Origin of the sequence: Arthrobacter sp. Cr_A7, from assembly GCF_029222765.1 — a bacterium.
In the GTDB taxonomy this organism is placed as follows: Bacteria; Actinomycetota; Actinomycetes; order Actinomycetales; family Micrococcaceae; genus Arthrobacter.
The window spans coordinates 1-1,027 of sequence record NZ_JARHXQ010000235.1; the positions used below are offsets into that span (position 1 = coordinate 1).

The 1,027-nt window shown below is 65.8% G+C and carries 1 protein-coding gene; it reads left to right on the forward strand.

Going from position 1 to position 1,027, the window contains the following annotated elements:
* Nucleotides 1-329 precede the first annotated feature (329 nt).
* Nucleotides 330-1,027 (forward strand): PhzF family phenazine biosynthesis protein (locus P2Q66_RS13955; protein WP_275729013.1); only part of this gene is annotated, 698 nt, incomplete at its 3' end.

Below are 1,027 nucleotides of genomic sequence, written 5' to 3' on the forward strand. Positions count from 1 at the left end.
GCGTACTTCCCCGAAGCCAACGCCCTGGTCCACAAGGAAAACGTCGCCCGGGAATCCAACACCCCCGGCTTCAAAGCCATGTTCGTCCGCTTCGAACCACACACCGAAGCAGCAGCGGAGGATGCTGCCGGGGCCCTGGAGCCGGCCACTGCCGGATAACCCGCAGCTACCCGCCACAAACAGCGACGGCGGCCTTCCGTTTAGTGCGGAAAGCCGCCGTCGCCGTGTGCGCCAAGGCCACTTCCTGCAACTGGCTCTAACTTTGCAGTCCAGTCCGCCGCTACGGTAGTGGGAATGTTCCCGGCTATACGTAGGAAAGCGGACACAGTATGCGCATACCCCTTATCCAGATTGACGCCTTCGCCACCCGGCCTTTCGAAGGGAATCCGGCGGCCGTGATGCCCCTGGAGCGCTGGCTGGACGACAGCGTCCTCCAGCAGCTGGCAGAGGAGAACAACCTCTCCGAGACCGCCTTCATCGTTCCGGAGATCCCGGATGGGGCCACGCCCTTCGACTTCGCGCAGCCCGCCTACCACCTCCGCTGGTTCACGCCGGCCATCGAGGTGGACCTGTGCGGGCATGCAACCCTGGCCACGGCGTCGTACCTCTTCACCGATGTCCACCCGGACGCCAAGCGCCTGCAGTTCTGGAGCCGCAGCGGCTGGCTGTATGTGGAGCGGGACGGCGAGGGCTACGTCCTGGATTTCCCTTCCGAAATGCCCGAACCGGTGGCCGTCGACCCGGTTGTCAGCGAGGCCCTCGGGGTTCCGGCGCTGGAAGCTTTCCTGGCCACCGACCTCATCCACGTAGTCGAGGATGCCGAGACAGTGCGGACCCTGTCGCCCGATTTTGGCGCGCTTGCGAAACTTCCGGTCCGCGGCGTTGTAGTGACCGCTGCGGGCGGTGAAACGGGCTATGACTTCGTCTCCCGGTTCTTCGGTGCCCGGGCCGGCATCGACGAGGACCCGGTGACCGGCTCGGCCCACTCCCAGTTGGCGCCGCTCTGGGCCGGCCGGCTGGACAGCAC